A 13,288-nucleotide genomic window follows, 5' to 3' on the forward strand; every position below is an offset into this window, starting at 1 on the left:
CAGGGCCGCACGCCACTGACCCTGATGGTCGGCCGGGCCGTCGTCCGAACCGTCTACCAGGTGTGGATGGCAGCGGCGACGCTGCTCGGCACCATGCTGCGCCGGACCGGGCGGGGCGCCCGCGATCTGCGCATCGATCCCGCCCACCGGCGTGACGGGCTGGGGCTCGCGGCCTTCGGCGGGGCGATCCTCGCCGCCGTCGCGGTCTGGTTCTCCGCGGGCGGGCCCGTGGGCTCCTTCGTCGCCGCCGTCCTGGAACTGTTCGTCGGCGCTGGGGCGTGGGCGCTGCCGCTGTTCGGTCTGGGGGCCGCCTGGCGGCTCGTGCGCGCGCCCAGCGACCCCGACAGCCGCGGTCGGGTGGTGATCGGCTGGGCCGCACTCGGGGTCGGCCTGCTCGGCGTCGTGCACATCGCCCGCGGGCTGCCCGACTTCTCCGACGGCATCGGGCGGGTCCGGGGGGCCGGCGGCCTCGTCGGCCTGCTCGGCGGTCTGCCGCTCGCGAGCGCCGTGACGCCGTTCGTCGCCGTCCCGCTGCTGCTGCTGATCGCGGCGTTCGGCGTGTTGGTGATCACCGCGACGCCGATCCGGCAGGTGCCCGAGCGGCTCGCCGAGCTCGTCGAACGGCTCACCGCCGGGGTGCGCGATCCCGAGGCGCGCCGCGACGACGGCTACGACTCCGACTACGACGGCGACCTCGACGATTCGGTGCTCGCCGACGATCTGCTCGACCCGGACGCCGCCGGCGGTGCCCGGCCGGCCCGTGGCCGCCGCCGCAGCCGGGCGGGCGCCGCGATCCCCGGATCGGACGGCGCGAGCCCGGTCGGCGCGGGTCTGGACGATGCGGGCGGCGCCGGCGGCTCGGGCCTGGACGATCCGGGTCCGCACGAGGTGTTCGACGTCGAGGCCGGGCCGGGCGGCGGCCGGTCCCGGCGTCGCTCCCGGCGCGGTGTCGCCGCGGATGCCGCGGATGCCGTGGCGGCCGACGGCGCGTCCGCGGCCGGCGACCTCCGCCTCGACCTGTTCGGGGAGCTCGCCGGCCCCGAGGCCGACACCGGCTACGTCGGCGGCCCCGACGACGAGGACCCGGTGGCCGGCCTGGCCGGCACGGGGGGCGCCTCGGCGGCGCGTCCGGCGGCGGCCGCGGCCCGACGTGAGCGGACGCGGGCGGCGAAGGTGACCGGCGGCGCCGCGGATACGGCGACCGGCGTGCCCGGGCCGGGATCCCCGAGCGCCCCGGACGAGATCGAGCACCTGGTCCCGCCGACCGACGGCGACTACACCCTGCCGTCGCCGACGCTGCTGCGTTCCGGCACGCCGCCGAAGGTCCGGTCCGCGGCGACCGACGGCGTCATCGCCTCGCTCACCGACGTCTTCGCCCAGTTCAAGGTCGATGCCCGGGTCACCGGTTTCACCCGCGGCCCGACGGTGACCCGGTACGAGGTCGAGCTCGGCTCCGCGGTGAAGGTCGAGCGGATCACCCAGCTCGCGAAGAACATCGCGTACGCCGTGAAGAGCCCGGACGTGCGGATCATCAGCCCGATTCCGGGCAAGAGCGCGGTCGGCGTCGAGATCCCCAACACCGACCGGGAGTTGGTGTCGCTCGGCGACGTGCTGCGCAGCGGTGAGGCGCTCGCCAACGCCCACCCGCTGGTCGTCGGCCTCGGCAAGGACATCGAGGGCGGCTACGTGCTGGCGAACCTGGCGAAGATGCCGCACATCCTCATCGCCGGAGCCACCGGCGCAGGCAAGTCGACGTGCATCAACACGCTCATCACCTCGGTGCTGGCACGGGCGACGCCGGACCAGGTCCGCATGGTCCTCGTCGACCCCAAGCGGGTCGAGCTCACGAACTACCAGGGCATCCCGCACCTGATCACGCCGATCATCACGAACCCGAAGAAGGCGGCCGACGCGCTGCAGTGGGTTGTCAAGGAGATGGAGAACCGTTACGAGGATCTCGCCGCCTGCGGGGTGCGCCACGTCGACGACTTCAACCGCAAGGTCCGCAATGGGGAGATCGTCGCCCCGCCCGGCTCCGAACGGGTGTACACGCCGTACCCGTACATCCTGACGATCGTCGACGAGCTCGCCGACCTGATGATGGTCGCACCGCGCGACGTCGAGGACGCCATCTGCCGGATCACCGCCATGGCCCGCGCGGTCGGCATCCACCTCGTGCTCGCCACCCAGCGCCCGTCGGTGGACGTGGTGACCGGCCTGATCAAGGCCAACGTCCCGTCCCGGCTCGCGTTCGCGACCGCGTCGCTCGCGGACAGCCGCACGATTCTCGACCAGGCCGGGGCGGAGAAGCTCGTCGGACTGGGCGATGCGTTGTTTCTTCCCATGGGCGCGGGCAAACCGGCGCGTATCCAGGGGGCATTCGTCTCCGAGGACGAGATTGCCGCGATCGTCGACCACACCAAGGAACAGGCGCCGCCGGCATTTCGGGAGGATGTGTTCGACGGGGGCGGCGAGGCGAAGAAGGAGATCGATGAGGAGATCGGCGACGATCTGGCGCTGTTCCTGCAGGCCGTCGAGCTTGTGGTGAGTACCCAGTTCGGCTCCACGTCCATGCTGCAGCGCAAGCTGCGCGTCGGGTTCGCCAAGGCTGGCCGGCTGATGGACCTGATGGAGAGCCGGGGCATCGTCGGAGCCAGCGAGGGCTCCAAGGCGCGCGACGTGCTGGTCATGCCCGACGAACTCGAAGGCCTGCTCACAACCCTGCGTAACGGCTAGGAAGTGCCGGTGGCCGGGTCTGCGCTTTCGAGGCGGGGTGACGGACCGTAAACTGAGCCGGTGCCTCCACGGTAGGCAGAAATTCACGCTTGCGGAGGTCGCTCATGCAATCCGTGGACGATCCGCAGCCGGCCAGCGCTGGCTCGCTGCTCGCCGCGGCCCGTCGCGAGCGCAACCTGACGATCGACGAGGTCAGTGAGCGCACTCGGGTGCGGGCAAGCCTGATCGACCAGATCGAGCGGGACGACTACTCCCGCTGCGGCGGCACGGTCTACGCCCGTGGCCACCTGCGCAGCATCGCCACCAGCCTCGGCCTCGACCCCGGCCCCGTGCTCGCCGCCTACGACGCCTCGCACGAGGCGTTGACCGGGCCGGTGCTCGGCGTCCCGCCCGGCGAGTTCGACCCGTTGCGAGGCGGGACCAGGCGCCGGCGCGGCGGGTTCCGCTGGGGCGCCGCGATGATCGTGTCGCTGGCCGCGGTGTGCCTGATCGCGGTCATCGCCCTGCTGGTGCCCGGTTCGGGGTCGTCCGGCTCATCCGGGTCCACCCGGCAGGGCGACGCCGCTGCGCCTGCGCCGACCGCGCCGTCACCGGCCGCGGCGCCGAGCAGCGCGCCCGTCCCCGCTCCCAGCACCTCCCCTCCGGCGGGGGTGAACGTCGTGGTGGCGGCGCGCGACGCGCAGAGCTGGCTGGAGGTGCGTGACGACGACCGCCATGTGCTGCTCGCGCAGCTCCTGCACTCCGGCGACAGCCGTACCATCACGGCGCCGGGGGCGCTGAACATCAGGATGGGCAACGCGGGCGCGGTCGACGTGTCCTGCAACGGCCGGAACCTGGGGCCCTCCGGCGGTGCCGGTCAGGTGGTGACGATCCGGGTCAGCGCGGTCGCCTCCGGCGAGTGCGAGGTCGGGCAGGCCGGCCGCACCCCCCTCGCCGCGGGCCCGCCGCCGTCCGCGTTCGCCGCCGCGCCCGTCGCGTCGGCGGACTGATCGCGACCCGCGGGCGCGGCGATCCGGCGCCACCGGCGGCCTGCCGGTCCATCGAGACCGGGCCCGCCCGCCCGTGAGGCTCCCCATCCGTGCGAGTCGGCCATGTCGGGCTGGTGCGGCGCCGGGTGCCGCCGTCCCGGTAGCCTGACCTGGTGTCCACTCACGTCCCGCGCCGGGTAGCTCTCGTCACGCTCGGTTGTTCCCGGAACGAGGTGGATTCGGAGGAGCTCGCCGGCCGGCTTGCCGCCCAGGGCTGGGAGCTGGTCGCAGAGGCCGCCGACGCCGACGCCGTGCTGGTCAACACCTGCGGATTCGTCGACGCGGCGAAGAAGGACTCCATCGACGCCCTGCTGGCCGTGGACGACCTGCGGGCCGGCGACGGCGAACCGGCCGGCGCGGGCCCTCGTGCGGTGGTGGCCGTCGGCTGCCTCGCGGAGCGCTACGGCAACGAGCTGGCGGCGAGCCTGCCCGAGGCCGACGCGGTGCTGGGCTTCGACGCCTACCCGAGCATCGGCGAGCATCTCGAGGCGGTCCTCGGCGGCGCCACCGTGCCCGCCCACACCCCGCGTGACCGGCGCACCCTGCTGCCGATCACCCCGGTGGAGCGGGGCGCCTCGGCGAACGTCGCCGTGCACGTTCCCGGGCACGCCGGCGCCGGCGGGCGGACCATCGGCAGGCCGGCGAGCGGCGCACCTGGTGGTGGTGCCGGTGGTGGGGGAGCGGTGGTTGCCCCGGGCCGTCGCCGGTTGACGGCGGGGCCGGTCGCCGCCCTGAAGATCTCCAGCGGCTGCGACCGGCGGTGCGCGTTCTGCGCGATCCCGTCATTCCGCGGCTCGCACGTGTCCCGTCCCGTCGACGACGTCCTGGCCGAGGCGGAGTGGCTGGCCGGCGAGGGCGCCCGCGAGCTGGTTCTGGTCAGCGAGAACTCGACGTCCTACGGCAAGGACCTCGGTGACCTGCGGGCGTTGGAGAAGCTGCTGCCGCAGCTTGCCGCCGTGCCGGGCATCGTGCGGGTGCGCACGGTCTACCTGCAGCCGGCGGAGCTGCGCCCCTCGCTGCTCGAGGTGCTGCTGACCACGCCGGGTCTCGCCCCCTACCTGGACCTGTCGTTCCAGCACGCGAGCCCGGCGGTGCTGCGCCGGATGCGCCGGTTCGGCGGCTCCGAGCACTTCCTCGACCTGCTCGACCGCGGTCGCCACCTGCTGCCCGGCCTCGGCGCCCGATCGAACGTCATCGTCGGCTTCCCCGGCGAGACCGAGGCGGACGTGGACATCCTGGCGGAGTTCCTCGAGGCCGCCGAGCTCGACGCGGTCGGTGTGTTCGGCTATTCGGACGAGGAGGGCACCGAGGCGGTCTCGCTGCCAGGCAAGATCGCCGATGAGGAGATCGAGCGACGCCGGGTGCAGATCACCGATCTCGTCGAACAGCTCACCGCCGCCCGGGCGCAGGAGCGGATCGGCAGCCGGGTGCAGGTCCTCGTCGAGGAGGTCGCCGACGGGATCGCCGCCGGGTGCGCCGGACACCAGCAGCCCGATGCCGACGGCTCGTGCATGGTCCGACTGCCCGGCCCCGCCGCGGCGGCCGGCCCGTCCGGCGGGGGCCCGCCCCGCGCCGGTCTGCCCGGTCTGCCCGGTCTGCCCGGTGTCGAGGTGGGGGACCTGATCGAGGCCCGGGTCGTCGCGACCGAAGGGGTCGACCTGGTCGCCGAGTTCACCGCGGTGCTCGACCGGGCCCGTCCCTCGGCCGGGCGAGGTGAGGCCGCGCCGCCGGCAACCGGGGCGCGGGCAAGCGGGGCGCGGGCGTCGGTCCTGGTGGGCCGGCCCGGCGCGGACGGGACGTGACGGCCCCCGGAGCCGACGCCCCGGGCGGCGTCGGCGGGCGGCGGCCGTCGTCGGCCGGCCAGCCCACCCGTGAGCTGCCACCCGCCGACCTCTCGTCGGCCCCGCCCGAGCCGGGCGCCGCCGCCCTCGGCCGTCCCGTTGCCGCCGCGAACGGGCCGGACCCGCGGCCGAGCGTGTCGGTGCTCAACGTCGCCAACCTGCTGACGATCATCCGACTGATTCTCGTGCCGGTCTTCGTGCTGTTGCTGTTCGCCGGTCCCGACGACGACGGATGGCGGTACGCGGCCTTCGTCGCCTACGCCGTGGCCGCTATCACCGACCAGGTCGACGGGTCCATCGCCCGCCACTGGCAGCTGGTCACCGACTTCGGCATCCTCGTCGACCCGATCGCCGACAAGGCGCTGACCGGCGCCGCGCTGATCTCGCTGTCAGTTCTCGGGGAGCTGCCGTGGCCGGTGACGGCGGTGATCCTGCTGCGCGAGGTCGGGGTCACGCTGCTGCGGCTGTGGGTGATCCGCTTCGGGGTGATCGCCGCGAGCCGCGGGGGCAAGGCGAAGACACTGCTGCTGAACGTGGCGATCGGGCTCTACGTGCTGCCGCTGGCGGGGGTCGCCGCGACCAGCCGGGCGGTGATCCTCGCCGCGGGGGTGGTCGTCGCCGTCGCCACCGGGGTCGACTACGTGTACCGGGCGCTCGCGCTGCGCAGCCAGACCGCGCGCGACGCCACCGGCGAGCCCGCGGCCGGGACGGGCATCACCGACGACAAGGGGCTGACGGATGCGCGCTGAGCTGCTGGCGGTGGGGGACGAGCTCCTCTACGGCGACATCGTGAACGGCAACGCCGCGTGGCTCGGCCGCCAGCTCGCCGACGTCGGGGTGACGGTCGCGACGTCCACGGTCGTCGGCGACGACGTCGACGTGATCGCCACGGCGATCCGGGTGGCGCTGGAACGCGCCGACGCGGTCGTGATGACCGGCGGTCTCGGGCCGACCCAGGACGACCTGACCCGCGAGGGCATCGCCGCGGCGGCCGGCGTCGAGCTGCGCCGCGACGACTTCCTGGAGGCCGAGCTGCGTCGACGGTTCCGGACGATGGGCCGCAGCGACGCCCGCGACGTCCCGGTGATGAACTACCGGCAGGCGGACCTGCCCGCGGGAGCGCAGCCGCTGCCCAACGGGCCGGGCACGGCCCCGGGCATCCGGATGGAGATCGGCGCGGGCGTCGTGTACGCCATGCCGGGCGTGCCCTTCGAGATGAACGACATGTTCACCGCCAGCGTCCTGCCCGACATCCTGCGCCGCGCGGGCCAGCCGGCGGTGGTCGTGCACCGGGTGCTGCGCACGGCGGGGATGTGGGAGTCGGCGGTCGCCGAGGCGCTTGCGGCCGAGGTCGACCGGCTGGCGCCGATCGGCAACCCGCGGATCGCGTTCCTGGCCAGCGGCGGCCAGACCCGGGTTCGCATCACCGCCCGGGCACGCGACCGGGCCGAGGCCGAGACGTTGATCGCCCCGGTGGAGGCCGCGTCGCGCGCGGCGCTCGGCGCCGGGGTGTACGGCGGCGAGGAGGACTCGCTGGAGAGCGTCGTGCTGGGGCTGCTGCGCGCGCGGTCGGCGACGCTCGCCGTCGCCGAGTCCATCACCGGCGGGCTGCTCGCGGGCCGGCTGACCGACGTGCCCGGCGCGAGTGTGGTGTTCCGCGGTGGCGTCGTGTCCTACGCGACCGACGTCAAGGCGTCGGCGCTCGGGGTTGATCAGGCCCTGCTCGCCGCCGAGGGAGCGGTGTCGGCCAACACCGCCGCGGCGATGGCGGCCGGGGTGCGGGCACGTCTCGGTGCCGACTACGGGCTGGCCACCACAGGTGTCGCCGGCCCGGGGGAGCTGGAGGGCAAGCCGGCGGGTACGGTGCACTTGGGCCTCGCGGGCCCGGACGGGACGATCACCCGCTCGGTCCGTCTGCCCGGCGACCGCACGCGGGTACGCGCCTTCGCCGCCGTGACCGCTCTGGACTTGGTGCGGCGTACTCTGGCGGGACTGCCGGGCAGCGAGATCGCCACCTTCGGTGACGACACCACGGGCGGATCGCGGGAGTAATCGCCGGACCCGAGGTGCTTACACAGTTACAGTCCCATCAACGAGGGCCCGAGGGCCACGGTGGTGGGTATACGGTGAACGCATCCCGCGGACGAAGGAGGAGGCTCGATGGTCCTGCTCCGACGCATGATCGGCGAGGCGTTGCGCCGCCGCCGTCAGGATCAGCACCGCACGCTCCGGGAGGTGTCCTCGGCGGCCAGGGTGTCGCTGGGCTACCTCTCCGAGGTGGAGCGTGGGCAGAAGGAGGCCAGCTCCGAGCTGCTCGCAGCCATCTGCGAGGCGTTGGGAGTCCGGCTCGCGGATCTGCTGCGCGAGGTGAGCGAGGACCTGGAGCTCGCCGAGCTGGCGGTGGGCGCGGGCGTCGGCGGGGCCACGGTCGTGGTGCCGGCTCGCCCGACGGTCGTGGATCGGGCTGCCTGAGCTCACCCGGTCGCGCCCGCTCGACGGCCGCAGGTCCCACCCTGGACCGATCTTCGCAGGCGGCGTCCCGCTGGTCACTGCCGGTGCTCGATGCCGGTCAGGTCTCCGTGCGCTGTGGCCTGTACCAGCGTGGTTACCGCGTGTCGACGCTCTTCGGTGACGGAGCGGGACGGCGCCGGAAGTTCCGCGTACGGATCTTCTTCCGGGGCACGCCAGGGAACGCAAGCGGCTCCGACCCGAGAGGACGAGCATGAGTGCGATCCGTAGCCCACTGTCCGACGAGGCCCGTTCCATCACCGGCGAGGCGCTGCAGGGCGCATTGGTCGATCTGATCGATCTGTCCCTGTTCGCGAAGCAGTTGCACTGGAACGTCATCGGGCGGAACTTCCGCAGCGTGCACCGCCAGCTCGACGAGATCGTGGAGCTGGCCCGCCGCTACGCGGACGCCGCCGCCGAACGGGCCGTAGCCATCGGGGTGAACCCGGACGGCCAGTCGTCGACCGTCGCCCGCGGGACCCATCTGCACGGAGTCGAGGTCGGTTACCTCGCCGACGAGAAGGTGGTCCGGCTGATCGCCGACGTGCTCGCCGAGGTCGTCACCCGGATGCGCACCCGGATGGACGCCACCGAGCGGCCCGACCCGGTCACCCAGGATCTGGTCATCGACGTCGTGCGCGAGCTGGAGGAACAGCACTGGATGTTCCAGGCGATGGTCTGAGCCCGGCCCGCCACCGGGGCCGCCGCCACCACGGCGGCCGCCGGGACCACCGGCCCGAACGGGCGACTCCGGTGGCGGCGCGCGGGTCGGTCTGCCACTCTCCCCGGGTAGTTCTCACGGTGCAGCTTGAGTCGGTCGTCGTCCCCCCGGGCATGGCTCCCGGGCCTTGCCCGGAGGGAGAGAAGATCAGGTGAGCACCGCCTCGCAACCCGAGGAGGATGACGCAGCCCCGGCGCACCTGCCGATCCAGGTCTGCAAGGCGTGTAACGGGCTGGGTGAGCAACTGGTCGTCTTCGCGACGGCACGCGGTGGCTTCGTGCCGGCCTGCCGCTCATGCGTGGTCTGCCAGGGACGTGGTCGCACCGCGCTGTGCCCTCCCGTCTGACGGACGCCTTCCCGTCTGACGCCCATGCGCCCGTCTGACGGGTGGACGACGCGATTGGTGTACCGGCCGGGTCACCACTGGGCCGAGGTCGTGCGACGATCGTGGTATGGCGAATGTCGTCCGCAAGATTGCCCGGTATCTCTCCGCGTCGGCGAACCGCAAGTTCGACGAGCGGGCCGACCCGCGGGTGCAGATCGACCAGGCCATCGAGGAGGCCCGCCGCCAGCACGAGGCGCTCGTGCAGCAGGCCGCGCTCGTCGTGGGAAACCAGCGTCAACTGGAGATGCGGCTGGCCCGTCAGGCCGAGGAGGTCGCCGGCCTGACCGAGTCGGCCCGCTCGTCGCTGCTGCTGGCGGACAACGCGCGGGCCTCGGGTGACCCGGTCTCCGCGGCCAGCTACGAGGAGACCGCGCAGGCATTCGCCAGCCAGCTCGTCTCCGCGGAGACCTCCCTCGAGGACCTGAAGAACCTGCACCGCCAGGCGGCGGCCTCCGCGGCCCAGGCCCGCACGGCGGTCGAGGACAACACGGCGCGGATGCAGCGCCACCTGGCCGAGCGGGCCCGGCTGCTGACCCAGATCGAGCACGCCGCCATGCAGGAGCAGATGACCCAGGCGATGGAGGGCATGTCGTCGCTGGCCCCGGCCGGTGACACCCCGACGCTCGCCGAGATCCGCGACAAGGTCGAGCACCGCTACGCGGTGGCGCTCGGTCGCCACGAGCTCGCCTCGCAGGGAATGGAGGCGCGGATGGTCGAGGTCCGCCGCGCCACCATGGACGCCCGGGCCCTGTCCCGGCTGGCCGAGCTGCGCGGCGATCTCGGCGGCGGGGGCGGCCCGGGCGCGGCCCTGGGCAGCGGGACGCCGACGGCTCTCGGCGCCGGGTCCGACCCGCAGCGGGCGTCGCTGACCAAGGGGCAGTCCGACGGCGAGTCGTACCGGGCGCCCGACGCCGGCGGCCGGGGCGCACCGCCGCCTGCCGCGGGCGGGCAGGGCGCCGACGGCCCCGCGTCCGCGCCCGGTGGGCCGGCGGCGTGAGCCGGGTGAGGAGCCGACGGTGACGGACTGGTCGACGCGCGACGGTCGGGCGGCATCCCCCGGCGCCTCCGGTCCTGCGGGCGCCCCCCGCCCCACCGGCCGGGCGTGGGAGCGGGTTCAGGCGCTTCTCGACCGGCGGTCGAGCGTGGCACGCGCGACCGCGGACGCCGCCGCCGCCGTCGTACCTGCCCTGCCGGCCTGGGTCGGCGCCGACGTCGAGCGACGCTCGCTGGAGCGGGCCGAGCGCCGGGCCGGGCGCGGGCTGCGCTGGGCTCGGCGGCGGGAGGCGGCCACCGTGTCGATCTGGACCGGGGTCGCCGCGCTGACCCCCGTGGCCGCCGTGGCGTCCGACTCCTGGGGCTGGCTGGTGGCCGGCGGGGCCGCGCTCGCCCGGGCGGCTCTCGCCGGGCGCGAACTGGGGCTGCTGCGGCGGGCCGACAACGGGCTCCCGCTGCCGCGTACCCCCGCGCCGAGCCCGTGGGAGCTGCGCCGGTCCGCGGCCGCCAAGCCGCTGCGCCGCGGGGAGGCGGGGCTGGCCGCGCTCGTGGCGATGACCCGCTCCCTCGGCCCGGGCCCGGCCCGAACGCTCCTGCAGACGGCCGCGGCCGGCGCGGCGGAGCTGGTCGACGGGCTGCGCGTCGGCGCGGCCCGGGTCGTCGCCTGCGAGGCGGCCGTTCGGGCGATCTCCCATCCCGGGCGGCGGGCCGAACTCGCCCGGACCACCGAGGCCCTGGTGGCGACGATGACGACGTCGGTCGCCGTCTTCGACGACCTGCTCGTCGCGGCCGGAGAGACGGTCGGTACCGTGTCGTCGTCGGCACCCGGCCTGATCAGGCTGCGCGAGGACACCGAGGCGCTGCGGGGGTACGCGGCGGCCCTGCGAGAACTCGCGGGCATCTAGCCGTCCGGCTCCCCGCTGCCCCGCCCCATACGGCGGGAGCACCCATGCTCGGGCCGGTACGAACTGCGAGGCTCCGACCACGTGTCGTCTATTCGACTGGGTGGCACCTTCGGGTCGTAGATCGCCACGTTTACAGCGGGTTCACTGAACACGGTGCGTAGCGAATGGCAATTAGGCATACGGTCCGTTGGGCTGGAGAACGCCATTCTCTTGGCTTTCTCGGCGTTTTGCCACCGTTTGGTGGTGTTGCTCCGGCGTAGGAGCGAAGGTTCCGGCTCCGTGGAGCGTACGGTGCGTGCATGTTGGGCGGCCGTGCCGCGTGTACGGAGAAGTCGGGACTGGCTTGCCCAGGAGTGGATGTGTAATGTCCGGCTTGTCCAAAGTCCGCTGCTTGGCACGCAGCGGACATAGAAGACCAAGGCGCATCGCGGTTCTGCCGGTGCTGGCGTGCACCGGGCCGACCGTGATCGCGCTGGGGGGTGGCGCGGTCCGAGCAAGTCAGAGGTGGACTGAACCGTGACATGCCCTGCCGGGGAGTTCCCCCCGGTTGATTCCGCAACCGCGACGGCAACTGCAACGTCCCTGGCCGAGCTGGACCGGCCCTACAGCGAGCAGCGTTGGTCGCTGATGCTGCCCCACCGGGAGCGGCTGATCCACATCGCCCGCCGTCGGCTGCCGAGCAAGGCCGACGCGGAGGACTGCGTGCACGAGGCGTTCATCCGTGCGGCGGGCTTCCGGGACCTCGACGCGAGTCGAGTCGGTCAGTTCCTGACGACGACGGTGCTGCGCCTGTGCGTCGACCACCACCGGGCCCGTCAGCGCGCGGAGCGGGCGGTCGTCCGCGGGTACCTGCAGCCGTGGGAACCCGCGCCGGACGACGCCGTCTGCGACCGGGCGGAGGCCCGCTGGCTGCTGGCCCGGGCCGGTTCGCTGCGTGGCCGCGAGCGTCAGGTGATCATGGCGCGGGCGGCCGGGATGAGCACGCGGGAGGCGGCGGCGGACCTGGAAATCAGTCTCAAGGCGGCCGAGGGTGCCTTCACCCGCGGCCGGGCGCGGCTGATCTCCTTCTCCCGGAACTGACGGTTTCGCCAGGATCGGGCGTGTACCACGCACCATCACGCACCATCACGCACCATCACGCACGCATGCACCATCAGGCACCATCACGCACGCATGCACCATCAGGCACCACCTTCCCCGGCATCAGGCCGGCGGACGCGGCCGGAGCGCGCCTCGGCGCCTCGGTTCGCACGTCCGCGATGGGCGACGGCTCCCTCGGGAGCCGCCGGTCCGGTCTGGCATCGGGGGCACCAGGTGGTGCGCCGGCTCTCGTCGTCGACCCGGCCGGGTATCCGGCTCTGGTCGGCTGTGAGTATCCGGCTCCCGCACCGCCGGCAGGGCCGCCCGGCCCGGCCGTAGACCCAGTGCTCCTCTCCGGGTCGCGTTGACCCGGTCGTCACCTGATGCCCACCGTGGGCGCCGGTCCTGATCATCGCTTGGGCTCGTCGGACGAGTCCCGGTAGATCGGGTACGTCGCCCACGGGCGTCCAGGGTGACACCCCGGCGACAAAGCATGCCTCGGTCCGCCAGATGTTGCCCAGGCCGGCGATGATTCGCTGGTCGAGCAGCGCGGCACCGATCTGCCGCTGCGGCGTTGCCCGCAGCGTCGCCACCACGGCGTCCAGATCCCAGTCCGCGCCGAGCACGTCCGGGCCGAGATGGCCGACGACGTCCTGTTCGCGGCTCGTCGCCAGCAGCTCGACGATCGCCAGCCGGTACCCGACCGCGACCTGCTCTGCGGTGGTGAGCACGACCCGGATCTGCCAGGCCGGACCGCCCGACCAGGCCGCCCCCGGACGGTAGAGGTGCCACGAGCCCTCCATCCGGAAATGAGTGTGCAGGCTCAGCCCGCCGTCGAACCTGGTCAGCAGGTGCTTGCCGCGCGCCGCCACCCCGGTGATCCGCTGGCCGGACAGGTCGGCCGTGGCCAGTTGGGGCACCCGGAAGTCGGTGCTCAGCAGCCGCGCGCCGGCGAGCTCGGCGTCCATCCGCCGGGCCGCCCGCCACACGGTGTCGCCCTCGGGCATCCCCGCATCCTCCCCGCCTCCTGCGCGCCTCCGCGGCCGGTGCCTCCACCGTCCACCTTTCGCCGTTCGACTCCTCGCGTCACC

General features: G+C 73.8%; 11 protein-coding genes. 10 read left to right on the forward strand and 1 reads right to left on the reverse strand.

The annotated features are described in order from the left end of the window. The first annotated feature begins 24 nt into the window (after positions 1 to 24). The 10 genes from AC5R91_RS25300 (at position 25) to AC5R91_RS25345 (ending at position 12,197) form a co-directional block, all read left to right on the forward strand. Complete coding sequence (locus tag AC5R91_RS25300; protein WP_495398057.1) at positions 25 to 2,736, forward strand: FtsK/SpoIIIE family DNA translocase; 2,712 nt, start codon at positions 25 to 27, stop codon at positions 2,734 to 2,736. A gap of 104 nt (positions 2,737 to 2,840) precedes the next feature. Beyond that, positions 2,841 to 3,725, forward strand: a complete 885-nt coding sequence (locus tag AC5R91_RS25305) for a helix-turn-helix domain-containing protein (protein ID WP_495393793.1) — start codon at positions 2,841 to 2,843, stop codon at positions 3,723 to 3,725. Positions 3,726 to 3,877: 152 nt separating this feature from the next. Continuing rightward, entirely contained in the window at positions 3,878 to 5,566 is a 1,689-nt protein-coding gene (locus AC5R91_RS25310) for a MiaB/RimO family radical SAM methylthiotransferase (RefSeq protein WP_495393794.1), read from the forward strand. After that, positions 5,563 to 6,354: a CDP-alcohol phosphatidyltransferase family protein gene (locus AC5R91_RS25315; RefSeq protein ID WP_495393795.1), complete on the forward strand. Its 792-nt coding sequence runs from the start codon at positions 5,563 to 5,565 to the stop codon at positions 6,352 to 6,354. The genes AC5R91_RS25310 and AC5R91_RS25315 overlap by 4 nt, the downstream gene beginning before the upstream one ends. Beyond that, positions 6,344 to 7,657, forward strand: a complete 1,314-nt coding sequence (locus tag AC5R91_RS25320) for a competence/damage-inducible protein A (protein ID WP_495393796.1) — start codon at positions 6,344 to 6,346, stop codon at positions 7,655 to 7,657. The genes AC5R91_RS25315 and AC5R91_RS25320 overlap by 11 nt, the downstream gene beginning before the upstream one ends. Positions 7,658 to 7,765: 108 nt before the next feature. Beyond that, the gene (locus tag AC5R91_RS25325) at positions 7,766 to 8,077 is read left to right on the forward strand and encodes a helix-turn-helix domain-containing protein (protein WP_009742389.1); all 312 of its coding nucleotides are present in this window, start codon (positions 7,766 to 7,768) and stop codon (positions 8,075 to 8,077) included. A gap of 250 nt (positions 8,078 to 8,327) precedes the next feature. Continuing rightward, positions 8,328 to 8,795 (forward strand): Dps family protein, encoded by a 468-nt coding sequence (locus AC5R91_RS25330; protein ID WP_495393797.1) that lies wholly within the window; start codon positions 8,328 to 8,330, stop codon positions 8,793 to 8,795. A gap of 491 nt (positions 8,796 to 9,286) precedes the next feature. Then, complete coding sequence (locus AC5R91_RS25335; RefSeq protein WP_495393798.1) at positions 9,287 to 10,216, forward strand: PspA/IM30 family protein; 930 nt, start codon at positions 9,287 to 9,289, stop codon at positions 10,214 to 10,216. Positions 10,217 to 10,235: 19 nt separating this feature from the next. Then, positions 10,236 to 11,117: a phage shock envelope stress response protein PspM gene (gene pspM, locus AC5R91_RS25340; protein ID WP_495393799.1), complete on the forward strand. Its 882-nt coding sequence runs from the start codon at positions 10,236 to 10,238 to the stop codon at positions 11,115 to 11,117. Between the two features lie 516 nt (positions 11,118 to 11,633). Beyond that, entirely contained in the window at positions 11,634 to 12,197 is a 564-nt protein-coding gene (locus tag AC5R91_RS25345) for an RNA polymerase sigma factor (protein ID WP_011606798.1), read from the forward strand. 101 nt (positions 12,198 to 12,298) lie between these two features. Here the strand turns inward: AC5R91_RS25345 and AC5R91_RS25350 are convergent, their stop codons facing one another. After that, on the reverse strand, positions 12,299 to 13,204 hold the full coding sequence (locus AC5R91_RS25350) for a DNA-formamidopyrimidine glycosylase family protein (protein ID WP_495393800.1): 906 nt from the start codon (positions 13,202 to 13,204) through the stop codon (positions 12,299 to 12,301). Positions 13,205 to 13,288: the final 84 nt, after the last annotated feature.

The organism is Frankia sp. BMG5.60 (genome assembly GCF_059428125.1).

What these genes read in the sequence shown, in the direction of transcription:
- AC5R91_RS25330 (WP_495393797.1), top strand. Translation starts at nt 8,328, where the DNA reads ATGAGTGCGATCCGTAGCCCACTGTCCGACGAGGCCCGTTCCATCACC.
- AC5R91_RS25350 (WP_495393800.1), bottom strand. Translation starts at nt 13,204, where the DNA reads ATGCCCGAGGGCGACACCGTGTGGCGGGCGGCCCGGCGGATGGACGCC.
- AC5R91_RS25320 (WP_495393796.1), top strand. Translation starts at nt 6,344, where the DNA reads ATGCGCGCTGAGCTGCTGGCGGTGGGGGACGAGCTCCTCTACGGCGAC.
- AC5R91_RS25335 (WP_495393798.1), top strand. Translation starts at nt 9,287, where the DNA reads ATGGCGAATGTCGTCCGCAAGATTGCCCGGTATCTCTCCGCGTCGGCG.
- AC5R91_RS25325 (WP_009742389.1), top strand. Translation starts at nt 7,766, where the DNA reads ATGGTCCTGCTCCGACGCATGATCGGCGAGGCGTTGCGCCGCCGCCGT.
- AC5R91_RS25305 (WP_495393793.1), top strand. Translation starts at nt 2,841, where the DNA reads ATGCAATCCGTGGACGATCCGCAGCCGGCCAGCGCTGGCTCGCTGCTC.
- AC5R91_RS25300 (WP_495398057.1), top strand. Translation starts at nt 25, where the DNA reads ATGGTCGGCCGGGCCGTCGTCCGAACCGTCTACCAGGTGTGGATGGCA.